General features: G+C 70.2%; 23 protein-coding genes and 1 tRNA gene. 10 read left to right on the plus strand and 14 right to left on the minus strand.

Annotation, left to right across the window (positions count from 1 at the left end; all coding sequences use genetic code 11):
• Positions 1 to 17 precede the first annotated feature (17 nt).
• The 5 genes from yajC to serS form a co-directional block, all read right to left on the minus strand.
• A complete protein-coding gene (gene yajC, locus BZG35_RS11775; RefSeq protein WP_077355823.1) occupies positions 18 to 359 on the minus strand; it encodes a preprotein translocase subunit YajC in 342 nt (113 codons plus the stop codon).
• Between the two features lie 93 nt (positions 360 to 452).
• Positions 453 to 1,541, minus strand: coding sequence for a peptidoglycan DD-metalloendopeptidase family protein (locus BZG35_RS11780; protein WP_077355824.1), 1,089 nt, complete (start codon positions 1,539 to 1,541; stop codon positions 453 to 455).
• 187 nt (positions 1,542 to 1,728) lie between these two features.
• The gene (locus BZG35_RS11785) at positions 1,729 to 2,373 is read right to left on the minus strand and encodes a protein-L-isoaspartate(D-aspartate) O-methyltransferase (RefSeq protein ID WP_077355825.1); all 645 of its coding nucleotides are present in this window, start codon (positions 2,371 to 2,373) and stop codon (positions 1,729 to 1,731) included.
• The gene (gene surE / locus BZG35_RS11790) at positions 2,370 to 3,158 is read right to left on the minus strand and encodes a 5'/3'-nucleotidase SurE (protein WP_077355826.1); all 789 of its coding nucleotides are present in this window, start codon (positions 3,156 to 3,158) and stop codon (positions 2,370 to 2,372) included. Before surE ends, BZG35_RS11785 begins: the two co-directional genes overlap by 4 nt.
• Before the next feature lie 177 nt (positions 3,159 to 3,335).
• Complete coding sequence (serS, locus tag BZG35_RS11795; RefSeq protein WP_077355827.1) at positions 3,336 to 4,616, minus strand: serine--tRNA ligase; 1,281 nt, start codon at positions 4,614 to 4,616, stop codon at positions 3,336 to 3,338.
• A gap of 245 nt (positions 4,617 to 4,861) precedes the next feature.
• On the opposite strand from serS, the gene BZG35_RS11800 reads away from it, so the two are divergent.
• Positions 4,862 to 5,299, plus strand: a complete 438-nt coding sequence (locus tag BZG35_RS11800) for an HIT family protein (protein ID WP_077355828.1) — start codon at positions 4,862 to 4,864, stop codon at positions 5,297 to 5,299.
• Here the strand turns inward: BZG35_RS11800 and BZG35_RS11805 are convergent.
• Entirely contained in the window at positions 5,296 to 5,646 is a 351-nt protein-coding gene (locus BZG35_RS11805) for a DMT family protein (RefSeq protein ID WP_077355829.1), read from the minus strand. The genes BZG35_RS11800 and BZG35_RS11805 overlap by 4 nt on opposite strands.
• A gap of 65 nt (positions 5,647 to 5,711) precedes the next feature.
• On the opposite strand from BZG35_RS11805, the gene BZG35_RS11810 reads away from it, so the two are divergent.
• The 3 genes from BZG35_RS11810 (at position 5,712) to BZG35_RS11820 (ending at position 8,454) form a co-directional block, all read left to right on the plus strand.
• A tRNA-Thr gene (locus BZG35_RS11810) sits at positions 5,712 to 5,787 on the plus strand.
• 29 nt (positions 5,788 to 5,816) lie between these two features.
• Positions 5,817 to 6,923, plus strand: a complete 1,107-nt coding sequence (locus tag BZG35_RS11815; protein ID WP_150126017.1) for a glycosyltransferase family 2 protein — start codon at positions 5,817 to 5,819, stop codon at positions 6,921 to 6,923.
• Between the two features lies 1 nt (position 6,924).
• Positions 6,925 to 8,454 (plus strand): glycosyltransferase family 39 protein, encoded by a 1,530-nt coding sequence (locus BZG35_RS11820; protein ID WP_171981945.1) that lies wholly within the window; start codon positions 6,925 to 6,927, stop codon positions 8,452 to 8,454.
• A gap of 5 nt (positions 8,455 to 8,459) precedes the next feature.
• Here the strand turns inward: BZG35_RS11820 and mntR are convergent, their stop codons facing one another.
• Positions 8,460 to 8,894, minus strand: coding sequence for a manganese-binding transcriptional regulator MntR (gene mntR, locus BZG35_RS11825; RefSeq protein WP_216351849.1), 435 nt, complete (start codon positions 8,892 to 8,894; stop codon positions 8,460 to 8,462).
• A 133-nt stretch (positions 8,895 to 9,027) separates the two neighbouring features.
• Here mntR and BZG35_RS11830 point away from each other — a divergent pair, with 133 nt between their 5' ends.
• Entirely contained in the window at positions 9,028 to 9,753 is a 726-nt protein-coding gene (locus BZG35_RS11830) for a hypothetical protein (RefSeq protein ID WP_077355833.1), read from the plus strand.
• Here BZG35_RS11830 and gspD read toward each other — a convergent pair.
• The 5 genes from gspD to gspG are packed head-to-tail and all read right to left on the minus strand — an operon-like array spanning position 9,750 to position 14,036.
• Positions 9,750 to 11,801, minus strand: coding sequence for a type II secretion system secretin GspD (gene gspD / locus BZG35_RS11835; protein WP_077355834.1), 2,052 nt, complete (start codon positions 11,799 to 11,801; stop codon positions 9,750 to 9,752). The genes BZG35_RS11830 and gspD overlap by 4 nt on opposite strands.
• A gap of 9 nt (positions 11,802 to 11,810) precedes the next feature.
• Positions 11,811 to 12,704: a type II secretion system protein N gene (locus BZG35_RS11840; RefSeq protein WP_077355835.1), complete on the minus strand. Its 894-nt coding sequence runs from the start codon at positions 12,702 to 12,704 to the stop codon at positions 11,811 to 11,813.
• On the minus strand, positions 12,701 to 13,084 hold the full coding sequence (gene gspI, locus BZG35_RS11845) for a type II secretion system minor pseudopilin GspI (protein WP_077355836.1): 384 nt from the start codon (positions 13,082 to 13,084) through the stop codon (positions 12,701 to 12,703). The genes BZG35_RS11840 and gspI overlap by 4 nt, the downstream gene beginning before the upstream one ends.
• The gene (locus BZG35_RS11850) at positions 13,081 to 13,572 is read right to left on the minus strand and encodes a prepilin-type N-terminal cleavage/methylation domain-containing protein (RefSeq protein WP_077355837.1); all 492 of its coding nucleotides are present in this window, start codon (positions 13,570 to 13,572) and stop codon (positions 13,081 to 13,083) included. The genes gspI and BZG35_RS11850 overlap by 4 nt, the downstream gene beginning before the upstream one ends.
• Complete coding sequence (gene gspG, locus BZG35_RS11855; RefSeq protein ID WP_077355838.1) at positions 13,572 to 14,036, minus strand: type II secretion system major pseudopilin GspG; 465 nt, start codon at positions 14,034 to 14,036, stop codon at positions 13,572 to 13,574. The genes BZG35_RS11850 and gspG overlap by 1 nt, the downstream gene beginning before the upstream one ends.
• A gap of 176 nt (positions 14,037 to 14,212) precedes the next feature.
• Here gspG and gspL point away from each other — a divergent pair, with 176 nt between their 5' ends.
• The 4 genes from gspL to BZG35_RS11875 are packed head-to-tail and all read left to right on the plus strand — an operon-like array spanning position 14,213 to position 18,466.
• On the plus strand, positions 14,213 to 15,271 hold the full coding sequence (gene gspL / locus BZG35_RS11860) for a type II secretion system protein GspL (RefSeq protein WP_171981946.1): 1,059 nt from the start codon (positions 14,213 to 14,215) through the stop codon (positions 15,269 to 15,271).
• On the plus strand, positions 15,268 to 15,759 hold the full coding sequence (gene gspM / locus BZG35_RS11865; RefSeq protein ID WP_077355840.1) for a type II secretion system protein GspM: 492 nt from the start codon (positions 15,268 to 15,270) through the stop codon (positions 15,757 to 15,759). The genes gspL and gspM overlap by 4 nt, the downstream gene beginning before the upstream one ends.
• Entirely contained in the window at positions 15,756 to 17,243 is a 1,488-nt protein-coding gene (gene gspE, locus BZG35_RS11870; RefSeq protein WP_077355841.1) for a type II secretion system ATPase GspE, read from the plus strand. The genes gspM and gspE overlap by 4 nt, the downstream gene beginning before the upstream one ends.
• Positions 17,243 to 18,466, plus strand: coding sequence for a type II secretion system F family protein (locus BZG35_RS11875; RefSeq protein ID WP_077355842.1), 1,224 nt, complete (start codon positions 17,243 to 17,245; stop codon positions 18,464 to 18,466). The genes gspE and BZG35_RS11875 overlap by 1 nt, the downstream gene beginning before the upstream one ends.
• A gap of 193 nt (positions 18,467 to 18,659) precedes the next feature.
• Here BZG35_RS11875 and BZG35_RS11880 read toward each other — a convergent pair whose 3' ends face one another.
• Entirely contained in the window at positions 18,660 to 19,415 is a 756-nt protein-coding gene (locus tag BZG35_RS11880; RefSeq protein WP_171981947.1) for a hypothetical protein, read from the minus strand.
• A gap of 32 nt (positions 19,416 to 19,447) precedes the next feature.
• Here BZG35_RS11880 and BZG35_RS11885 point away from each other — a divergent pair, with 32 nt between their 5' ends.
• A complete protein-coding gene (locus BZG35_RS11885; protein ID WP_171981948.1) occupies positions 19,448 to 20,074 on the plus strand; it encodes a type II secretion system protein J in 627 nt (208 codons plus the stop codon).
• A 70-nt stretch (positions 20,075 to 20,144) separates the two neighbouring features.
• Here the strand turns inward: BZG35_RS11885 and BZG35_RS11890 are convergent, their stop codons facing one another.
• Positions 20,145 to 23,114 carry a TonB-dependent receptor gene (locus tag BZG35_RS11890; protein ID WP_077355845.1) on the minus strand — a complete coding sequence of 990 codons (2,970 nt, stop codon included), beginning with the start codon at positions 23,112 to 23,114 and terminating at the stop codon, positions 20,145 to 20,147.
• Positions 23,115 to 23,417 lie beyond the last annotated feature (303 nt).

Here is a 23,417-nt window from a genome sequence, read left to right on the forward strand (position 1 = left end):
GGTTCAGCAGTCGGGGATCAGGACTTGGCGATGGCCTTGGTGTCGGCCTTGGTGTCGTTGGCGGCGATGGCCGTGCGGTTGCGCACCTCGGCGATCATGCCCTTGACCACGCGCACGTTGACGCTGGGCGCGATCTCGACATTGACCTCGGCCTCTTCGACGCGCGTGACCTTGCCGATCAGCCCCGACGACAGGACGATGGTGTCGCCCCGCTTGACCGCCGAGATCAGCGCCTGATGCTCCTTGGCCCGCTTCTGCTGCGGCCGGATCAGCAGGAAGTAGAACAGCACGAAGATCGCCACGAAAGGCACGAACTGCACGATCATGGCCATCAGGCCGCCGTCAGCGGTAGGTTGCATGGGTCATTCCCCGAAGCGGGCCGGCCACGGATCGGGCGCCCTTTGAAAACAAGGCGCGATACCTAGGGCTCGGCCTCCGACAATGCAACGCTGCTAGCGGGGCAAGACGGTCAGGGGGTCGATCGCCACCGGCTCGTCGCCCTGCATCCGGCGGGTCTCGTAGTGGATCGACGGTCGCCCGTCGCCGGCGGTCAGGCCCACGGTGCCGATCTGCTGGCCCGCGCGCACGTCCGACCCGTCCGACACCGTCGCCGAGCCGAGATGACCGTAGACCGTGCGCCAGCCGTCGCGGTGCACGATCAGGACCGTCAGCCCCTGCCCGACCAGGTCGTCGCCGACATAGGCCACGCGGCCGTCGGCCGAGGCCATGACGGACGCCCCCGCCGAGGCCCCGATGTTGATCCCGTTGTTGCGCTCGCCCATGCCCACGGGGCCGAAGCGTCGCACCACCTCGCCGCGCAACGGCCATTGCAGGGCGACCGAGGAGGCGGTGGGCGCCGACCCGACCACGCCGCTGGCGGCGGGCTGCCTCGAGGGCGGCGGGGCGGCGGGATTGCCCGAGGGCGGCGGCGGGGGCGGCGGCAGCACCCCGGATTCCGGCACCATGACGCCCACCGGCGCGGGGCCCATGGCATAGGGGTCCGGACCGGTGTCGACGGCGCTGTCGGGCAGGACGATGGCCTGTCCGGCGCTGATGGTGCCGCGCGGACCCAGGCCGTTCAGGTCGATCAGGGTCTGCACCGGCGTCTGGAAGCGCCGGCCGACGCCGGAGATCGTGTCGCCGCTGCGGATCGTATAGACCGCGCCCGCGCTGACCGTGACCGGCGCGCTGGGCGGATTGTAGGCCGGGGCGGCGACCGGCCGCGAAGACGCGGGCGGCGCATAGGCGGGCGGCGGCGGCGTGTATCCGCCTCCGTTCAAGGCTCCCGTCGTCGCGTTTGAGGACGGGGGCGGCAGGGCCCCACCTTCGATGCTCGCATAGGGCGCAGTGGACGGCGGCGGCGCCTCATACGGTGGCGGAGTGGGGGCCGGATAGGCCGGCTGGGCCGCCGCGGCACCTGCTCCATATCCGGTCATCGGTCGCGTCGAATAGCGCGGTCCCTCCGGATAGGTCGAACACGCCGTCGTCGCCAAAGCCCCGCCGACGAGCAGCACCGCCGTCAGCCAATTCGAAACCCGCACAGGCCCCTCCGTAAAACGCATCCACCGTGTCCCGTACCCCAGCCCCTACCAACCCGGCAAACGGCACGAAAGTTGGGCGGGAAGGTTAATGCGAGGGTCGAGGGGCGAGGGCCGAGGGTCGAACGAATGCATCATCGCCCCTCATCAGAGAGCCGAGGTTATGCTTTCGACCCTAGACCCTAGACCCTCATCCCTCCTTGGCCGTCCCCTCGACCAGCGGCACGAACCGGACCTCGCACAGGCTCTCGCGGCGGAACGAGCCGTCGTCCTGGCCGGTATAGCGGTGCAGCATCTGCACCGAGGTGCGGCCCACGGGCGCGACCAGCACCCCGCCCGGCTTAAGCTGTTTCAGCAGTTCGGTCGGCTCGGTTGGCGAGGCCGCCGTGACCATGATCCGGTCGAACGGGGCCTGTTCCGGCCAGCCGAGGCCGCCGTCCGTATGGCGGGTGATGACGTTGTCGATGCCCAGCGTGCGCAGCCGGCCTTCCGCCTCCACCATCAGGCTGCGATAGCGTTCGACCGAATAGACGTAGCGCGCCAGCCGGCTCAGCACCGCGCACTGGTAGCCGCTGCCGGTGCCGATCTCGAGCACCCGGTGGCGCGGCTCGACCTGCAGGGCCTGGGTCATCAGGCCGACGATATAGGGCTGGCTGATGGTCTGGGCGCAGTCGATCGGCAGGGCCTGATCCTCCCACGCCTGGTCGAGGAATTTCTCGTGCACGAAGACGGCGCGGTCGATCGACTCCATCGCCGCCAGCACCTTGGGATCGGTCACCCCCTGCTGGCGCAGCGACAGGATCAGCCGGCCCGCGCGGTCGTCGTTGAGTTTCATCCCGCCAGCGCCTTCGGCGGAGCCCCGCCCAGCACGGCCTTCAGGTCGTGCACGCTGGGCTTGTGGGTCAGGTCGATGTGCAGCGGCGTGACGGAGATCTTGCCGTCGTCCATGGCGCGCAGGTCCGTTCCCGGCGCATGGTCCTGCTTCGCCCCGCGAAAGCTCATCCAGTAGTAGTCGCGGCCGCGCATGTCGGTCCGCTTGACCGCATGCATCTCGCCGATGCCGCGGAAGCCCTGCACCGTGACCTCGACTTCCGTCACAGTCTCGGGCGACCGGGCCGGGAAATTCAGGTTCATCACCACGCCCGGTTCCCAGGTCTCGGCCAGCAGTCGGCTGATGATGGCGGGGGCGAAGGCCTCGGCCGTGTCCCAGTGGGGACTGACGTCGTCGTGATACCGCTCCAGCGACTGGCTGAGCGCGATCGAGCGGATGCCGAAGGCCATGCCCTGCAGCGCGCCCGCGACCGTCCCGGAATAGGAGCAGTCCTCGCCCACATTGTGCCCCCGGTTGACCCCGGACAGCACGAGATCGGGCTTCTCGGGCAGCAGGTCCCCGACCGCCAGCACGATACAGTCCGTCGGCGTCCCCGTGACCGAGAACCGCTTGTCGCCGAACCGGTTGACCCGCAGCGGCTCGGTCAGGGTCATGCCCCGCCCCTTGCCCGACTGTTCCTCATGCGGGGCCACGACCCAGACGTCGTCGCTCAGCGTCCGCGCGATGCGTTCGAGACAGGCCAGCCCCTCGGCCTCGATGCCGTCGTCGTTGGTGAGGAGGATACGCATCAGCTTCCCTTCTCCCCCTGCGGGAGAAGGTGGCCGAGCGAAGCGAGGTCGGATGAGGGGTGACTCCCGATTTCGACGGCGCGGCTCATTGGAAACAGCGATTCCGCATCCTCGGACCCCTCATCCGTCGGGCTTCGCCCGCCACCTTCTCCCGCAAGGGGAGAAGGGGAATGTACGTCACCCCACATGGGTCATTCCCCTCGGCATGTAGGGCACCAGAACGTCCGGCACGGCGATCCGCCCGCCCTCGTCCTGATAGTTTTCCATGATCGCCACCAGGGTCCGACCGACCGCGAGGCCCGAGCCGTTCAGCGTATGCACGAACTCCGGCTTGCCGCCGCCCGAGCGCTTGAACCGCGCGTCCATGCGCCGCGCCTGGAAATCCCCGCAGTTGGAGATGGAGCTGATCTCGCGATAGGTCCCCTGGCTGGGCAGCCAGACCTCTAGGTCGAAGGTCTTTCGCGCCGAGAAGCCCATGTCGCCCTGGCACAGCAGCATGCGGCGATAGGGCAGCTCCAGCCTCTGCAGCACCGCCTCGGCGCAGGTGGTCATCCGCTCGTGCTCGGCGTCGGAGTCCTCGGGCCGGGTGATGGAGACCAGCTCGACCTTGTGGAACTGGTGCTGGCGGATCAGCCCGCGCGTGTCCCGCCCCGCCGACCCCGCCTCGGCCCGGAAACAGGGCGTCAGGGCGGTGAGGCGCAGGGGCAGTTCCTCCTCCGCCGTGATCTGCTCGCGGACGAGATTGGTCAGGGAGACTTCGGCGGTGGGGATCAAAAGATGCTCGCCGACGCGGAACAGATCATCCTCGAACTTCGGCAACTGCCCCGTCCCGAACATCGCCTCATCGCGCACCAGATAGGGCGGATTGACCTCCAGATAGCCGTGCTCGGTCGTCTGCAGGTCCAGCATGAACTGGCCGATGGCGCGTTCCAGCCGCGCCAGCCCGCCCTTCAGCACGGCGAACCGCGCCCCCGACATCCGCGCCGCCGCCTCGAAGTCCAGCAGCCCCAGCGCCTCGCCCAGGTCGGCATGGTCCTTGGCCGGCCCCGTGAGCCGGGGTTCGCCCCAGACCGAGACCTCGACATTGCCCGCCTCGTCCTCGCCCTCCGGCACGTCGGCCGCCGCCAGGTTCTTCTGCGCCGCCAGAAGGTCGCGCAGGGCCTTGCCCTTCTCCGCCTCGACGGCCTCCGCCGCCGCGATCTCGCCCTTCAGCCCCTCGACCTCGCCCTTCAGCCGGTCGGCCTCGGCCATGTCCTTCCGGCCCATGGCGGCCCCGATCAGCTTGGAGGCGGCGTTGCGCTTGCTCAGCGCCTCCTGCCCCGCCGTCTGGGCCGCGCGCAGTTCCGTATCCAGGCTCAGGATCTCGGCGACCAGCGCGTCCGCATCGTCCACCCCCCGCGCCGACCAGCCCGCCACGAAGGCTTCGGGCGTCTCTCGAATGGCGCGGATGTCATGCATGGCGGGCGGTCTTCATGGGCGGTCGGGATGAGCGGCTGTCCTAGCGGGCGCCGGAGGTCATCGCAAACGTCCCTTCTCCCCTTGCGGGAGAAGGTGCCCCGGAGGGGCGGATGAGGGGTGACTCCCGATCTTGCCGTAGACCGCCTGCGGAACGCACATTCGACGCCCCGGAGTCACCCCTCATCCGACCTCGCTTCGCTCGGCCACCTTCTCCCGCAAGGGGAGAAGGGATATTCGTCACCCCCATGACCCTCCATGCCCCCTACGACCCGTCCAACATCTTCGCCAGGATCCTGCGCGGCGAGATCCCCGCCGTCACCGTCTGGGAGGACGACCAGGTCCTCGCCTTCATGGACGTCTTCCCCCAGTCCGAGGGCCATGTGCTGGTGATCTCCAAGACGTCGACCGCACGCAATCTGCTGGAGGTCGACCCCGAGACCCTGTCCACCCTGACCGCCGCCGTCCAGCGGACCGCCCGCGCCGTGGTCAAGGCCCTGTCGCCCGACGGCTTCTCGATCATGCAGTTCAACGGCGAGGCCGGTGGCCAGACCGTCTTCCACCTGCACGTCCACATCATCCCGCGCTGGACCGACCGGCCGATGACGGGCCACGGTCAGGCCGGCATGGCGGACATGGACCAGCTGAAGGCCACGGCGGCAAAGATCGCTTCCGCTTTGGACTAGAACGGCCCCCGGAACACGAACCAGGCCCCGGCGAAGATCAGGGCGAAGCCGCAGGCGTGGTTCAGCGTCAGCCGCTCGCCCAGCACCGTCACCGAGAAGACCGCGAAGACCAGCAGGGTGATCACCTCCTGCATCGTCTTCAGCTCCGCCGCCGAATAGACCGAATGCCCGATCCGGTTGGCCGGCACCGCCAGACAGTATTCGAAGAAGGCGATCCCCCAGCTGACGATCACCACGATCCACAGCGGCTTGGACCCGAACTTGAGATGGCCGTACCAGGCCACCGTCATGAACACATTGGACAGCGCCAGCATGACCACGGGCAGGATGTAGGAGGCGTTCGGCATGCGGTTTCATAGCTTGCGCCGCGCCGCCCACGCCAGCTAAACGCTCGCCCGTGGCCCCGTGGAGGGCCGGCTTAGCTCAGTTGGTAGAGCGCCAGTTTTGTAAACTGGATGTCGCGGGTTCGATTCCTGCAGCCGGCACCACGCCTCTGGCGGCCTCGGGGGGATTGGGCGTGCAACCATCGATTCCCGATGCCGCATCGGCCGGCCCGGCGCGCCTGACCGTCGTCGTCCCCACCTATAATGAGCGCGGCAACGTCACCGCCCTGCTGAAGAAACTGACCCTGGCCCTGGCTGGTCTGTCGTGGCGCGTGGTCTTCGTCGACGACAATTCGAAGGACGGCACGGCCCGGCTGGCGCGCAAACATGCGGTGCGCAATCCCAACATCCAGTGCCTGCAGCGGATCGGGCGGCGCGGCCTGTCCGGGGCGGTGATCGAGGGGGTGCTGGCCAGCGCGACCGACTATGTCGCCGTGATCGACGGCGACCTGCAGCACGACGAGACCCTGCTGCCCCGGATGCTGGCCCGGGCCCAGGCCGAGGACGCCGACCTGGTGATCGCCAGCCGGTTTCTCGACGCCGAGACGAAGGTCCGCGGCCTCAGCGCCTACCGTCTGGCGGGCAGCCGGCTGGCGACCCTGCTGGGGCGCGTCGTGCTACGGACCCGGGTCAACGACCCGATGAGCGGCTATTTCCTGATCCGTCGCGCGCGGGTGGAGGCCGTCGCCGAGCGTTTGTCACCCGAAGGCTTCAAGGTGCTGTTCGACATCATCGCCTCCTCCCCTCAACCCCTGCGGATCATTGAAATGGGCTATGAATTCGGCGACCGCGGCGGGGGCCAGAGCAAGATGGATCGCCGCGTCGTGCTCGACTACCTCAGCCTTGTGGTGGCCAAGCTCAGCCGCGACCTGATCGCGCCGCGGATGGTGATCTTCCTGGCTGTCGGTGCCAGCGGCGTCATCGTGCATCTGGGGGTGCTGCGGGCTCTGCTGTTCCTGGGCTTCACCCAGGCCCAATTCATCGCCGCCGCCACCGCCATGACCACCAACTACCTGCTGAACAACAGCCTGACCTACCGCGACCGGCGCAAGAGCGGGGTCGCCCTTCTGACCGGCTACGTCCGGTTCTGCGTCGTCTGCAGCCTGGGCCTGGCCGCCAATGTCACGGTCGCCAGCCTGGTCAGCGAGCACGGCGAGGTCTGGTGGCTGGCCGGCATCGCCGGGGCCGCGGTCGGGGCCCTGTGGAACTATGTCGCCTCCTCCCTCGCCGTCTGGCGCTGACATGGCGACGACCGGGCGTTTCGGCCTTGAGCTGACCCCCCGCGCGGTCGCGGCGGCGATCGTCGGCGTCTTGTGCGTGCGTCTGGTCTTCGCGGCCACGATCCCCCTGACCGAGGACGAGGCCTACTACCGGCTGTGGTCGATGCGGTTGCAGTGGGGCTATTTCGATCATCCACCGATGATCGCCTGGTGGATCGCGCTGGGGCGCGGGCTGCTGGGCGACACGGCCCTGGGCGCGCGGCTGCTGCCGGTCCTGGCCAATGCGGCCATCGCCGTCCTGCTGATCGACACCCTGCGGAGTCTGGGCGCTGGCGACCGGCCGGCGCTCCGCGCGGGGCTGTGGCTGAACGCGACCCTGCTGATCGGAACCGGCGCCATGCTGGCCGTGCCGGATGCCCCGGCCGCCCTGTTCTGGACCCTCAGCCTGTGGGCCGTCAGCCGGGCGGTCGCCCCCGGACGCACCGCGACTCCCGGTCGGACGGCGGCCTGGTGGGTCGTCGCCGGCCTGACCGCCGGCCTGGCGGTGCTGTCGAAATATTCGGCCCTGTTCCTGGCCCCCGGGATCCTGCTGTGGCTGTGCGCCACGGCCGAAAACCGGCGCCCGCTGCTGACCCCCGGCCCGTGGCTGGCGGCGGTCCTGGCTCTGGCGATCGTCGCCCCGCACATCCTGTGGAACGCCGAACACGGCTGGGTCTCGGTGATCAAACAGTTCGGCCGGGTCGAGCCCAAGACCTTCGATCCCGAATACCTCGGCGATCTGCTGGCGGGGCAGTTCGCACTGCTGAACCCGATCATCGCCGTGCTTGCCGGGATCGCGGTGTTCAGAGGCCGGCTGGCGGTGCTGAAGACGCCGGCCGCCGTTCTGGTGCTCAGCAGCCTGCCCTTCCTGGCCTATCTGGTCCTGCACAGTCTGCATGACCGGGTCCAGGCCCACTGGCCCGTGCCCGTCTATCCGGCCCTGGTCGGCCTGGCCGCCCTCGCCGCCGAACGGCTTCGACCCGGGTCGATCTGGCGACGGGCCGTGCCCGTCCTGGGCTTCGGCCTGTGCGCCCTCGCCCTGATCCTCGCGGCCGTGCCGGCGCTCGACGCCGTGTCGGGCAAGGCGATGCGGCCTCTGCGGGGCTGGCCCGCCTTCGCCGCCGCGGTCCAGACCCGCATGGTCGAGACCCCGGCCGGCCGGCCGCCGGCGGCCTGGGTCGGCACGGCCAGCTATGGGCTCGCCGCCCAGCTGGCGGCCGAGCCGGGTCTGACCGCGCCGATCGTCCAGCTGAACGACCGCGCCCGCTACGACCATCTGCCCCCCATGGCGGCATCGGACTTCGCCCGGCCGGGGCTGGTCGTCGACCTGCCGCGCCGGATCACGGCCGAGGCGCTGCGGACCTGTTTCGCCGAGGTCGAGGCCCTGCCGCCCATCGTGCGCAACGCGACCGAGCCGAACCCGCAGGCCCGGGTCGACTATGCGGCCTTCCGCGTGGCCCGGCCGATCCGGACGGTCTCCGGCGGCTGCTGGCGGCAGCGCGCCCCGGGCTGAACGAATCAGCCGTCCTGGCGCAGCCGCTCGGTCATCTTCTCGAACAGGCTCAGGGTCTCGGGGCTGACGTGATGTTCGATGCCCTCGGCGTCGGCCTCGGCCGTCTCGCCGCTGACGCCCAGGGCCGTGAGGAACTCGTGAACGATCCGGTGGCGCTCACGCGAGGCCGCGGCCATGGCTTCGCCCGCCTCGGTCAGGGTGATGGCGCGATAGGGCCGGGTCTCGACCAGCCCGTCGCGCTGCAGCCGCTGCAGCGCCTTGGCCGCCGTCGCCGGGGCCACGCCCAGGCAGTCGGCCAGATCGGTCAGACGCGCTGAGCCATGCTCGACGATCAAATCGCCGACCAGTTCGACATAATCCTCCGCCACCTCGCTGGAACGGGCATCGCGCATCCGCCGGAAGGCGGCGGCGCGTCGGGCAGCACCGGGAACCTGGACCACGCTCGCGTCTCTCCACCGCGGCCGCGGCCGCTCTTGCGGCATAGCTGTACCCGATCCGAAGAGATCGCGCAGCGCCCCTTCATCGTCCTGTCTCAATCGCCGGTCAGGAGAAGACCATGCTATCGAGATCGCCATGTTGAGACGCACGCTCGCTGCCGTAGGACTCGGCCTGACCCTGGGCCTGACGATGGGCCCGGCCTCCGACGCCTCCGCGACCCCGGCCGCGCCGTCCTCGGTTCCGGCTGCGGCCGAGCCGGTCCAGTTCTATGTGTTCAGCTTCACCGAGACCCCCGTGGCCGAGGCGGCCCAGGACGTGGTCGGCTCGGCGCTCGGCTATGAGCTCGAGATCGACCCCGCCGCCGAGGGCCTGGTCACCTTCTCGGCCAATGGACTCTATTCCGGCCAGGCCCTGCTGCAGGATTTCGGCAGCGCCCTGCTGGACCAGGACATCGCCCTGATGCGGACCGGTCCGGGAGCCTATGCCCTGATCCCCCGCGCCAATGTGCCGATGGTGCTGGCCCGGGGCGGCGTCCTGATGACCCTGCCGACCCCCGCTCTGCCGGCCGGCCCCGTCCGGCCGGTCGCCGAGCCGACCCCGACAGCCGTCTATGGCCAGGCCCGCTGGTGGAATGGGGCCCTGGGGGCCCTGCTCGTCTTCTTCGCCGGTGCGCTCGCCGGCGGCGCGGCCCTGTTCGGCGGCCAGACCGTCTATCGCCGCGCCGAGGCCCAGGCGCGGCTGTCGGCCCCGACCCCGGCCCTGCGCCTGACCGACCAGCGCCCGCCGGCTCCGCGCATCGAGATGCCCGAGGGCGATCCCGACCTGATCATCCCCAGGTTCGAAAACCGCCCGCGCGTCTAGAAAACCTCGTCGACCGCATAGGGGAGGCGCGGGTCGCGCGAGAGCGGCGGCGGCTGGGTCGGATCGTTGCGGACGGGCTCGTTGGCCCGCAGCCGGTCGAAGCTTTCCTGGGCCGAGGCGGCGACGTCGGCGCTGGTGCGCAGGATGGTCGGCTTCAGGAAGATGAACAGGGTGCGCCGCGTCTGGCTGTCCTGACGCGAGCGGAAGGCGGCCCCCACCAGCGGCAGGCTGCTCAGGCCCGGGACCCGGCTGTTGTTCGACTGGCGATCGTCGGTGACCAGTCCCCCCAGGACGATGGTCTCGCCGTTGTCAGCCAGGACCGAGGTCTGGATGCTGCGCCGGTTGGTGATCAGATCCGCCGCCCCGGTCACATTGGTGGTCACCAGGGACGACACCTCCTGGCTGACCTCCAGCTTGACCACGTCGCCGTCGTGCACGCGGGGGATGACCCGCAGCGTCAGGCCGACGTCCTCCCGGCTGATGGTGGTGAAGGGGTTGGTGGAGTTGCCGTCGGTGGCGAAACTGCCGGTCCGAAACGGCACGTTCTGACCGACCACGATCTCGGCCGGATTGTTGTCCAGCACGGTGATGCTCGGCGACGACAGCAGGTTGGCCGCGCTGTTGGTGCCCAACGCCCGCAGCAGCAGGCCGAAATCGCCTTCCGACCCCGCCGCCAGCGACAGCCCCTGCCCCAGCAGCCGCCCCGCCGGATAGCCGAGGGTGGTCAGGACGGTGCCCAGGTCCGTGCCGCCGTTCGAGAAACTGGTCCCGCCGATGACGCCGTCCGCAGGCACGGCCCCGCCCAGGCCCAACTGCACGCCGATCTGCTCTCCCAGTTCGCCGGTGATCTCGACGATGGCGACCTCGATCTTCACCTGGGCGCGGCGCAGGTCCAGCTGGCTGATCAGCTCCTGCAGCATGTCCACCGTCGCCGGCGGACCGCGCATGACGACCGCGTTCAGCTCCGGCGAGGCCTGGACCGTCACCCCTTCCAGGGTGAAGCTGGCCGGCCGCGCGCTGGATCCCGAAGACGGCAGAGGCGTCGATCCGCCCTCCCCCGACGAGGAGATGGCGCTGGCCGCCTGGGCCGCCACGTCGCGGTTGTTGGCGCTGAGACTGGCCAGGCCGGTCTCCTGGCGCAGCGAGCGGGCCACGGGATTGGTCGCAGACGGCTCGCCGCCCAGCAGGCCGCGAACGATTTCAGTGATCGATTCGGCGTCGGAGTTCTGCAGCCGGACCACCCGCGTGACCGGCGTCGCACCGCCCGGCGTGTCCAGCGCCTGGACGATCGACCGGGCCTGGGCCAGGTCGGCGGCGTCGCCGCGGATCAGCAGCACATTGGACCTGGCGTCGGCCGTCACCCGCGGACCACCGGCGTCGGAGCCGAGCAGAGCCCCGACCGAGGCGGCCACCTCGGTCGCATCGGCATAGCGCAGGGCGATGCTGTCGAAGCTGGAGCCCCCGCCGCTGTCCAGCGTCGAGGCCAGCTGCTGCACCCGCCGGATGTTCTCGGCGTAGTCGGTGACCACCACGCCGTTGGGCTCGGTGATCGCCTCGATCGCCCCGAACGAGGACACCAGCGGCCGCAGGGCCCGCACGGCCTGGTCGCTGGGCAGGTTCCGCAGCCGGACCAGCCGGGTGATGATCTGCTGGTTCGATACCGCCGCCCCGGTCTCGGACGCCCCGCTCTGGACCACCGTGGCCTGGGGCACGATGCGCCAGACGTTGCCGCTGCGCACGGCGGCGAAGCCCGAGGTCCGCAGCACCGACAGGAACAGCTCCCACACCCCGTTGCGGCTCAGCGGCTCGGCCGAGACGACATTGACCTGGCCCTGGACCTGGGGGTCCAGCACCAGGGTCCGACCGGTGATGCGCGACACCTGTTCGGCGACATCCTTGATGTCGGCCCCGCGCATGTTGATGACGACGTCCTGGGTGGCGACGGGGGCCGGCGCGACGGTCTGAGCCAGGCTGACCGGCGCGACGGGTCCGGCCACGAGCGTCAGGGCCAGGAGACTGGTGGTGGACAGGCGGAGGATCTTGGTCACGCCGGGCTCCTAGCGAAGGGGAAAGTTGAGGGTCAGGCGACGACCACCGCGGACCACGACGACGCTGGCCTGACCGGCCGCGCGGGCGCGTTCGATCAGCTGCTGGTCGCTGGCGCCGTTGCCGACGGCCTCGCCGTTCAGGGTCTCGATCACGTCGCCGGGCTGCAGGCCGAAGCGGCGCAGCTCGGCCGAGGGGTTGGCCCCGATGCGATAGCCCTGGGCGCTGGCGGTGGCGCCCATGGCCGCGGCCGTCTGGCCGACGTTCGGCGCGGGTCCGGACGGCGCGGGCGCGGGCGGCTGGGCCGCGCTGGCGGCGGCGGCGCTCGAGACGGGCGAGGCGCTCGCCAGAGCAGCCTGGGCCTGGGGCGACAGAGGCGTGGCGACGGGCGCGACGGTGATCCCCGCCCCCGGCGCGGCGGACCCCTCCGGCGGCGCGGTGACGATCGCCGTGGGGAAGTCTAGCCGCTCGCGGGCCTCGCCGACCTTCAGGATCACATGATCGATGCCGATCGCCTCGATCACGGCATTGGCGGTCGGCGACTGGCCCACGCCATAGATGGTGGCCGGACCCTCGCCCAGCGAGATCAGGGCCGTCGAGGCGCTGGGCGGGAAGGCCATCAGCACGCCCTTCAGGATCAGGCCGAGGCTGGAGGCGGGCAGGCCGCCGACCTGGGTGGCACCCCCGCCGAACGGGGCCAGGCCGACGATGCGCGCCACCTCCGTATCGGGACCGCCGGCCTGGGCCCCCAGCGGCGGCAGACTCTCGGCCACCGCCACTTCCGAACGTCCGTCGTCCCAGCCGGTCAGCCGCCAGGTCAGGCCCGCCAGGACCAGGGCCAGCGACCCCACGACCGCGACGCTGACGACCCGCAGCGCGATCTCGTCGCGACGATCCGGGCTCACGACGCCAGCCCCGACAGGCGATCGACGAAGCCCGACAGCCGGACCGTCTCCTGCGTCGCGCCGGCGGGTCCGACGGCCACGTCCACGGCCACCAGGTCGGGATCGTCCGTCGCCCGGCGCGCCACGCGCACGTCCCAGTCGCGCGCCATCATCCGCACCGTCGCCATGTCCGGCGAGGTCGCCGCGCCTTCCAGATTCAGTTCCACCAATCGGTTTTCAGCCACCCACTGCGCCACCACCCGCTGCTCCAGACCGCGCACGCCGTCGACGTGGGTCTGGGTCGCGCGGGTCAGGCCCACGGTCGCGATCGCCAGGATGAACAGCGCCACCAGCGCCTCCATCAGGGAGTAGCCGGGCCGGATCCGAAGGGAGTGTCTCATGCGCCCGCCTCCGCGACCGGGACCGCCACGGCGTTCAGACCGTCGAAATCCACGCGCCAGCGCCGGTCGCCCTTGGCCAGGCCGAAGGCCGCCACCGGCTGGGCTCCATCGGGATCGATCGTCACGGGTGAAGCTACGCCCAGACCCGTCATCCGGACGCCGTCCGGCAGCCGGTGACGTTCGGCCAGGGCCTCGACCACGCCGCCGGCCTGGGTGTCGCCGCGCACGAAACCATAGCCCTCGGCGTCGAAGGCCAGGGACAGGGGACGGCGGGTGGTCAGCACCTCGTCGGACCCCAGCCGCAGCCGGTCGGCCAGCCGGTTGGCCTCGCTCTCGACCCCCAGGCCCCGGTCGCCGATGCCGACCCCCAGGGTGACGACGCCCGCCATGACCCCCACGATCGCCAGCACGACGATGATCTCGACCAGGGTCATCCCCGATCGGTGCGGCCTGCGTCTTCCGACGATGTGTCCCCCGACACGGCGCATCAGCGGCTCTTGTCGCTCAGGTCGGCGTCCAGCGCTTCGCCGCCTTCCTCGCCGTCCTTGCCAAAGGACAGCAGGTCATAGGGCGTGCCGGTGCCGGGGCTGCGATAGACATAGGCCTTGCCCCAGGGATCGGTCGGCACCTCGGGCAGATAGCCGTCGGCCGAATAGGATCGCGGCTCGGGCGGCGCGGTCGGCCGCGTCACCAGGGCCTCCAGGCCCTGTTCCGTCGTCGGATAGTCGCCGTTGTCGAGCCGATAGACCCGCAGCGCCGTGGCGATGGTCTTCAGGTCGGTCTTGGCCACCGTCACCCGCGCCTCGTCCGGCCGGCCGATGACGTTGGGCACGATCAGCACGGCCACCACGGCGATGATGGCCAGCACCACGATCATCTCGACCAGCGTCAGTCCGGACCGACGCGAGACGACGCCTCGAACGGCAATGTGACGCTTGGACAAAGAAATCATGACACTTTTTCTCACCGATACAGGCAGTGGCGACAGGCGGATTTTGGCTGCTATAGACCGGGGTGCTCCTTGCGGCCACGCCATTCTCTAGAGTCCCCCCGATGCTCGGTCGCCCCGTCCGTTCGAACCTTCCGAGCCGTGGCTTATGGCGCATCGTCGATGACAGAATCTTGGCAGTGGACCGATCATATTCGGGTCCGACCACGGTTCTGGTCCCGTCCGAGGACGTCCTGACCCTGGCCGTCGACCTGCCCTTCCCCTCGCGCGCCCAGCGCCTCGCCGCCCTGCCCTTCGCCCTGGAGGACGCCGTCGCCGAGCCTCTGGCGACCCTGCATTTCGCCCTGGGCACCGAGGTCGCGCCGCGCCGCCACGTGGCCGGAGTCGTGCGCCATGCGCGCATGCAGGCCTGGATCGCCCTGCTGACCGAGGCGGACCTGGAGCCCGCCGTCCTGATGCCCGACGCCCTGGCCCTGGCGATGCCGTCGGAGGGCGTCTGGGTCGTGCAGGCCGAGGGGGATCGCGCCCTGGTCCGCACCGACAACGGCGCCGGCTTCGCCCTGCCGCTCTCCGCCCTCGACGGAGCCTGGATCGCCGCCGGACGCCCCCGTCTGACCGTCCTGGGCGAAGCCCTGCCCGATACCTTCGCCGAGGCCGTCGAGGCCGAGACCGCCCGGCTGGGCAACATGGGCGAGCCCGCCGTAGTGCTGCCGCCGCTCGACCTGCGCCAGGGCCCCTATGCCGCCACCCGCGCGACGGCCGCCTCGGCCCTGCGCACCCTGGCCTGGGTCGCCGGGATCGGGGTCGTCGCCCACATCGCCCTGCTCGGCCTCGACACCCTTCTGCTGCATCGCATGGCGGACAGGAAGGAGGTCGAGGCGCGGGCCGTGCTGCAAGCCGTCGCCCCCGCCACCACGCCGAACGAGGACATCGTCGCCGCCGCCGACCGGATCGTGCCGAGCGCGGGCTCCGGCGTCCGTCCCTTCACCCGGCTGCTGGCCCAGACGTCCGTGGCCCTGCCCGGTGCCGGAGCCGTGGCCTTCAACAGCGCCGCCTACACCCCCGGCAGCCTCGACCTCGGCGTGGTCGTCTCCGATGCTGCCACCCTGGACCGGGCGGTCCAGGCCCTGAACGCCTCGGGCCTGACCGCGCGCGGCGCGCCGGCCGGGGTCGCGGCGGCCACGGCCACGAACGGTCTCAACGCCACCCTGACCGTCGCCGCGGGAGCCGCCGAATGAAGGCCCCTCTCCTGCTGACCCGCGCCTCGCCGGCCCTCGACAGCGCCACCGCCTGGTACGCCGGCCGGTCTCGTCGCGAGCAGGTCCTGCTGGCGGCGCTCGGCGGATTCCTGACGGTCGCCCTGCTGTGGGTCTTAGTCCTGAGGCCCCTGCTGGACGCCCGCGCCACTGCCATCAGCCGCATCGCCGCCTATGAGACGGTCATGGTGCGCGTCCGCACCGCCGGTCCGATCGGCGCTACCACCGCCGCGCTGTCGGGTCCGCTGGAAACCGCCATCCCGGCCCAGGCCGCCACCTTCGGCATCATCCCGGCCAGCGTCACCCCCGACGGCGACGCCGCCACCGTGACCTTGACCGAAGCCCGCTACGACAGCGTCGTCCCCTGGCTGGCCGGCCTGGAAGCCTCCGGGGCCACCCTGTCGTCCGTTCGCATCGACCGGGGCAGCCAGGCCGGCGCCGTCAACGTATCTGTGCGGGTCCAGCCATGAGCCTCGCCGAAGACATCACCGCCGCCCCCGCCACCCTCGCCTACGGCTTCGCCCGGCGTCGCGGGGCCATGATCCTGCGCGGCGGCGACCGCCCCGTCTGTCTGCACCGCCGCAGCGCCACGCTGGAGACCCTGCTGGAGGTCCGCCGCGTCAATGGATCCGACATCGCCTTCGAGGCCGTCGATGACGACCGGTTCGACGCCGTCCTGCGTGAACAGACCGGCAGCGAGGCCGCCCCCGCCGCCGACTATGCCGCCTCCGAGGACGATCTCGCCGCCCTGGCCGAGGACGCCGCCGCCGTCGACGACCTGCTGGACAGCCGCGACGACGCCCCCGTCGTCCGCCTGATCAACGCCCTGTTGCTCCAGGCCATCCGCGACGGGGCGTCCGACATCCACATCGAGGCCGAGGAGAAGCGGCTGATCGTCCGCTTCCGCATCGACGGCGTGCTGCGCGAGGTGCTGGAGCCCGCCCGCGCCCTCGCCCCCCTGCTGGTCAGCCGCATCAAGGTCATGGCCCGCCTCGACATCGCCGAGAAGCGTGTCCCCCACGACGGCCGCGTCACCCTGCGCATTGGCGGCCTCGACGTCGACGTCCGCGTGTCGACCATCCCGTCCCAGCACGGCGAGCGGGTCGTGCTCCGCCTGCTCGACCGGGGCTCGACCTCGCTCGACCTGGCCCAGCTGGGCATGAGCGACCGCGACCTCGAGACCTTCGAGCGGATGATCACCCGTCCGCACGGCGTCATCCTGGTCACCGGCCCGACCGGTTCGGGCAAAACCACCACCCTCTATTCGGCCCTGACGCGCCTCAACGACCGCCGCCGCAACATCATGACGGTCGAGGACCCGATCGAATACGCGCTGGACGGCATCGGCCAGATGCAGGTCAACGCCCGCATCGACCTGACCTTCGCCCGCGGCCTGCGCGCCATCCTGCGCCAGGACCCCGACGTCATCATGGTCGGCGAGATCCGCGACCACGAGACGGCCGAGGTCGCCGTCCGCGCCTCGATGACCGGCCACCTGATGCTGTCGACCCTGCACACCAATACGGCGGTCGGCAGCGTGACCCGGCTGATCGACATGGGCGTCGAACGCTACCTGCTGGCCCCCATGCTGTCGGGCCTGATCGCCCAGCGTCTGGTCCGCCGCCTCTGCCCCCACTGCAAGACCCCGGCCGAGGCCACCCAGGCCGACTCGGAGATGACCGGCGGCGTGGTGCCGATCGGGGCCCGCATCTTCCGCCCCGTCGGCTGCCCCGAATGCCGGGGCGAAGGCTACAAGGGCCGGCTGGGCGTCTATGAGGTCATCGAGATCGACCAGGCCATGCAGCAGGCCATCCACGACGGCACCGCCGAGGCCGACCTGATCCGCCTGGCCCGCCAGCGCGGCCCCGGCCTGCTGGAAGACGGCGCGGCCAAGGCCCTGGCCGGCGAGACCTCCGTGCAGGAAGTCGCCCGCGTGGTCCGCGAGGACGTCTGATGCCGGTTTATGCCTTCCAGGCGGTCGATACCGAGGGCAAGGCCCACAAGGGCACGATCGAGGCCGCTTCGGACGTCGGGGCGCGCCAGCTGGTCCGCGACCGGGGCCTGCTGCCCACCGGCGTCGCCCTGGCCGGCGAACGCCGCAAGACCGACCTGTCCAAAGGAATCGTCATCTTCCAGCGGGGCATCAGCGCCAAGACCCTGTCGGCCGTCACCCGACAGCTCTCGACCCTGATCGGCTCGGACATCCGCATCGAGGAGGCGCTGCGCATCGCCGCCCAGCAGACCGAGGGCCAGCCGATCGGCGTGGTCCTGACCGACGTCCGGGCCGCCATCCTGGAGGGTCGCAGCTTCGCCTCGGCCCTGGGCCGCCACCCCAAGGTCTTCCCCGAATTCTACCGCGCCTCGATCGCGGCGGGCGAACAGTCGGGCAAGCTGTCGACCGTCCTGGCCCACCTGACCGAGTTCGTCGGCAATCAGGAAAAGGCCCGCCGCAAGGTGCAGCTGGCCCTGCTCTACCCCGCCCTGCTGGCGGTGGTGTCGTTGCTTATGATCACCCTGATGATGGTCTATGTGGTGCCGGACATCGTGAAGGTGTTCGTCTCGCGCGGGGCCGAACTGCCCTTTCTGACCCGGGCCCTGATCGCCCTGTCGGCCTTCGTCCAGGCGTTCGGCCTGTATGTGGTGATCGCCCTGGCGCTCGCCGGCGTCGCCTGGAACCGCTGGCTGGCCGTGCCCGCCAACAGCCGCCGCTTCGCCGAGTTTTTGCTGAAGACCCCGCCGTTCCGCAGCTTCGTCCAGCATCTGAACGCGGCCCGGTTCGCCGGCTCCCTGGCGACCCTGGTGCGCTCGGACGTGCCCCTGGTCGAGGCGCTGCAGGCCTCGGCCGCCGTCACCCCCAACCGTTTCGCCCGCGAGCGCGCCGTCCTGGTCGCCGCCCGGGTGCGCGAGGGCACCTCCCTGCGCCGCGCCATGGCCGAGGCCGACGTCTTCCCGCCCCTGCTGCTGGCCATCGTCGCGGCCGGCGAGCAGTCCGGCAAACTGGGTCACGGCCTGGAACGCGCCGCCCAGGATCTGGAGCAGGAGCTGGACAGTCTGGTCCAGGCGCTCGTCTCCCTCGTGGAGCCGGGGGTGCTGCTGGTGATGGGCAGTATCGTGCTGCTGATGGTGCTCGCCATCCTGATGCCGATCGTGAACCTCAACAACCTGGCGGGGTTGTGAGCGCCGAAGGCGCGAGACAAGTCCTTCCCCCGCTTGCGGGGGAAAGCGGCCCGTCGATCGCGCAGCGATCCAGGGCCGATGGGGGAAGTCCTGTCTGGCTTCGCGGAAGAACAGAGTCCCCCATCCGTCCTGTTCGAGCTCCGCTCGAAAACGGACGGCTTTCCCCCGCGAAGCGCGGGGGAAGGGCTCAGCCCTACAGCGTCGTGTCGATCGACATCGGGGCCCCGATGCCCGGCAGCAGCCCGACGCCGCCCGGCTCGACCGAGGCCGTCAGCGTCCCGTCCGCCTGCACCCGCGCCTTCAGCACCGGCTCGGTCCCGCCCGCGCGCGTGAACACCACGTTCGACGCCCCCTCGTCGGCCGTCACGGTCCCGGTCAGGGCCGCCAGGGGCGTCACCCCAAGCCCGTTCGCCGCGCACTCGCCCGGTCCCGTCGTGATCCGCCCCTCGCCGGTCGGTGCTCCCTTCAGCGACAGGCGCTCGACCTCCATCCGCATGACCGGCGAACAGGCGAACGGCAGGCCGGGGGCCACGGCGTTCAGCATCCGCATCGACACCGTCCCGTCCAGATCGCGCACCAGGACCCGGCCCGGCCGCACCAGCACCTGGGTCGAGGCGTCGGTGTCCGGCCCCCGCAGGGTGATCCGCTCGGCCGCCGACAGGTGCAGGATCGAGGCGAAGGGCATCAGGGTCCAGCCCGCGCCGAACCCGCCCGGCATGCCCCGCTCCCCGGCCCAGACTGTGCCCACGGCCTGGCGTTCGCCGTTCGACGACGGCTTCACGATGATCTCCGACGGAGCCAGGGCGATCAGGCCCAGGACATATGCCCCGACGCCCACACCGGCCAGCACCATCCGCCAGCGGGTCACCTTGACCGTCAGACGCTCGAACTGAAATGCGCCCCCTGCCCGGCCCTCCTCGCCATCGCGTGTTCTCCAGACTTTCAGCATGGGGGTCTCTCCGGCAATCCTCGCCGCTTAGCATGAAGCGCGCACGGTCGCGCCAGGGTTTCACCCTGGTCGAGGTGCTGATCGCCATGGCCCTGTTCGCCCTGATCGGGGTCGCGGGATTTACCCTGCTGGACGGGGTCCTGCGCACCCAGGGCGCGACCGAGACCCGTCTGTCCCGCCTGGCCGAGATCCAGCGCGCCATGCTGGTGATCTCGACCGATCTGAACCAGGTCACGGGCTCGCTGGCGGGATCCGGGGCGGCCCTGGCGCTGCAGAAGACCGACCTGTCGGGCGCCGTCGTCAATGTCCAGTACGACCTGACCGGCGACCGGCTGACCCGCACCCTGTCCGGGGCGGCCGGCGCGCGGACCCAGATTCTGCTGGAAGACGTCGGCTCGGTGCGATGGACCTTCCACCGCCGGCACGGCGACTGGCTCGACACCTGGCCCCAGCCCGCGCCGCCGGTCGCCATCCCCGCCCCGGTCGCCGCACCGGGCGCCCCGCCGGCGCCGTCCGCGATCTCTCAGGGCATCACGGCCATCGGGCTGGATCTCGTCATGGCCGGTCTGGACGGCCAGGCCGGAGCCACCCTGCGCCGCGTGGTGTCGATCCCCCTGATGGAAGATCAATCCGCCCCCCCGCCCCCGCCTCCGACCTGAGACCGGACAAAGAGAGGCCGGAGACGCTCGCGCGTCCCCGGCCCAGGTGTACGTTCCGGGGAGAACGAATCTAGTAGCGGTAGCGGGCCCCCACGTAGAACTGGCGTCCCGTGTGGTGATAGACCGAGGTCGACTGCCGGCTGTCGTCGCCGACGTACTGGTGGTTTTCCTCGTCCGTCAGGTTCAGCCCCTCGAAGGTCAGGCTGATCTGCTCGGTCACGTTGTAGCTGGCCGAGACGTCCCAGTTCAGCGTCTCCTGCTTGCCCTCTTTCGCATTGCCGTTCCGTCCGGGGACGTTCTGCAGATAGGCTTCGCGATAGGAGGCCGAGACCCGCGCCGAGAAGGTGTCGTCCTCATAGTACAGCGTGCCGTTGTAGGCCGTGGGCGACAGGGCGGCGAGGTCGTCGGTGACGAAGGTCGTGCACAGGGCGTTCGAGCAATAGTCGATCTCGGACTCGACGCGCGTGTAGTTCAGCTGCACGCCCGTATTGCCGAGGAAGCCCGGCAGGAAGGCGAACGGCTGCTGGTAGCTGACCTCGAACCCCTTCAGCGGCCCGCCCTCGGTGTTCACCGCCGAGGTCAGCTGGAAGATGGTCGAGGGCGAGCACACGCCGGTGCACAGGCCCGGGGCGAAGGCCGACGGATTCAGGCCGGTCAGGTCGGAGTACGGCAGGTCCTGGCGCAGGATCTGGATGTATGTGTCGATGTCCTTGTAGAAATAGGCGAAGGACAGCAGACTCTCCGGCGCGAAATACCATTCGACGCCCAGGTCGTAGGTCGTGGCCCGGAACGGCTCCAGATCGACGTTGCCGATGCTGGCGGTGAAGTTCGGGCCGCTGGCGGCCAGAGACGTGGTCGGCACGAGGTAGTTGGTGCCCGCCAGGGCGTTTCCGATCTGCGGCCGCGCCATGACCTTGGCGGCTCCGAAGCGCAGCACCACGTCGTCGATCGGCTCCAGCGCCAGGTTCAGCGACGGCAGGGTGTCGTCATACTCGTTAGTGCCCGAGACCGGCGTCCCGCCGGCGCTGGACGAGAAGCCCTCGGCCAGCAGCTGGGTGTTGACCTGACGGACCCCCACATTGCCGCGCAGGGGCATGCCGAACACGTCGGTCTCGAAATCCGCCTGGACGTAGTAGGCGAAGTCCTCCTCCTCGATGTTGCGGTTGCCGCCCCGCGCATTGCCGTTGGAGATCCCGGTCAGGGTGAAGTCACCCCCCGCCACCCCGGTGTTGCAGTTGCAATAGATGTTGAACAGCGACGCCACGGCGTTGATGTCCGGGATCAGCCAGGACGTATCGACGCCGTCCGGCGTCAGTCCCTTGCCGAACCCGGTCAGCACCGACGAGATGTCGGCCACCGTCACGCCCGCCGGCAGGGCCGGAATGACGGTCTCGTCGGTCCGACGGAACTCGTAGGAGCGCGAGCCGAAGGTCTTGTAGTTGACCCCGGCCCGCAGGGTCAGCCAGTCGGTCGCCTCATAGGCCAGGTCGCCCGCGAAGGTCTCGAACACCGTGGTCACGCCGTTGGGCCGGATCCGGATTTCCGATCGCGGCGTCGCGCCGGCCGCGCGCCAGGCCCAGTTGGCCGGATCGGTGACGTCGAAGCCGTAGTCGATCACCGGCGTTTCCGGATTGCCCCGGAAGTCCCAGGAATAGCCCTGGCTGTTGTTGCGATCGAGGGTGACCGTGGTCTGGATCGGGTTCTCGTAGACGGACTCGGCCCGGCCGATGAACAGCTTGCCGCTCAGCCGGTCGGTGAACTGGTGCTCGGCGGTGAAGCTCAGCTGGGTGAACTCGGTCGACAGTTCGTCGTAGCGCTGCTCCGAGCGCAGATCGACATTGTCGAACAGACCATAGACCAGGGCCCCGTTGTCCACGGCGGCCTCGCGGACGATGACCTGAGTCTGGCCCCCGGCCGCGGCGTTGCGGCTGAAGGACAGGGCCTCGAGGAAGTCCTCCTGCCGCGTGGAGTCGAGCTTGGAATACAGCAGGTCGAACGAGAAGGTCGTGCCCTCGCGCGGCCGGGCCTGCAGCGAGGCCGTGACGCCCAGGCGCTCCTGTTCATGCGTGAGCCGGCCGTAGCGCGGCAGGCGCGGCACGAAGACATCGGCCTGATTGGCGGTGTTGTAGGCGGTCACATTGGCGGCCGTATTGGCCGGGCGGGGGATGCCGGTGGCGCAGGCGGCCGCCGTCGATCCGGCGGCCGTATTGTTGGCGGCGTTCTGCGGCGTCACGCCGAGGGGCGAACAGAATCCGCCGGAGCTGTTGTTGCCGACGGCCGGCGCCCAGCGGACCGAACTGAACCCCTCTTCCAGCGAGTTGCGCTCGCTGTAGGCGACCGAGACCAGGGCCCCGAATGTGCCGTCGGCGAAGGTGTTGCTGAGCAGGAAGGCCGCGCGCGGATCGTAGCTTTCGGACAGGTCGTTGTACCCGCCCTGCACCGAGGCGGCCATGGTGAAGCCGTCATAGTCGAACGGCCGCGTCGTCTGCAGATCGACCGTGGCCCCCAGAGACCCCTCTTCGGTCTCGGCGGCGGCCGTCTTGCGGACCTTGATGGAGCTGAACAGTTCGGAGGCGAAGACGTTGAAATCGAAGCCCCGACCGCGGTTGGCGCCGCCCGAGGAGTCCGTCCCGCCGGTGGTGGCCTGGGCCTCCATGCCGTTGATGCGGGTGCGGGTGAAGTCCGAGCTCAGGCCGCGTACGGTGATCGAGCGCCCCTCACCCGCGTCGCGGTCGATCGAGACGCCGGGGATGCGCTGCACCGACTCGGCCAGGTTCAGGTCCGGGAAGTCGGCGATGTCCTCGGCCACGATGGAGTCGACGACGCCGGCCTCGTTGCGCTTGATGTTCAGGGCGGCGTTCAGGCTGCCGCGGAACCCGGTGACGACGATCTCGTCGACCTCCGTCGCCTCATCCTGCGGGGGCGCCGTCTGGGCCGCGGCCGCGCCGATGCTCAGCGTCAGGACGATGGCCATGGCTGATGTGCCGGCCACCAGGCCAGTGCGATAGGCGCGGCTGCGCCCTGTGTGAGTATGGGTCATGGTGCCTCCTCCCAGGGGGTCAATGTCTCTGCCGACGTTCTCGCCGGTCTGTCGTTTTGGTGCAGATCCACGCGTGATCCGCGATTGACACCGGTATCATTGGGCGCCGGAATGCTTACTGACACCGGTATCAATGGCGAACCTAAGGCCATGCGCTGTCGGATTGCAAGCCGATTGGTGCTAGGCGGCTCTGGCGCGGGCGGACCAACTGCCGCGGTAGACGCACCGGGGCCGCCGCCGACGATGCAGCCTGCGGCGTGATGTCCGCGCGAGATTGACCTGACGGTTGGGCCGGCTCGGCCG

Origin of the sequence: Brevundimonas sp. LM2, from assembly GCF_002002865.1 — a bacterium.
Lineage (GTDB): Bacteria > Pseudomonadota > Alphaproteobacteria > Caulobacterales > Caulobacteraceae > Brevundimonas.